Origin of the sequence: Pedobacter fastidiosus (assembly GCF_014306625.1) — a bacterium.
Lineage (GTDB): Bacteria > Bacteroidota > Bacteroidia > Sphingobacteriales > Sphingobacteriaceae > Pedobacter > Pedobacter fastidiosus.
Genome location: NZ_JACRYL010000020.1, coordinates 1 through 296, shown reverse-complemented (window position 1 = coordinate 296; position 296 = coordinate 1).

Sequence of the window (296 nt, the reverse complement as noted above, 5' to 3'; positions counted from 1 at the left end):
CCCCTTCTATTTTAGGTTTATTCTAGCGCAAGTGTCCGCTTGTGCTAAAAGAGAAATTCTGATGGAAAGATTTGATTGAATATTGAAGGACACAAGCGGACGCTTGCGCCAGATGGGAAATTCGTAATGAAATAAGAAAACTTAATGATAAATAAAATTTGCTATGCAAAAGAAACTACATTAATGGCTGTGAGCCCGTTGCAAGTTAAAGTGATTTCAAACTCTACCTTATCCCCCTTCTATTTTAGGTTTATTCTAGCGCAAGTGTCCGCTTGTGCTAAAAGAGAAATTCTGAT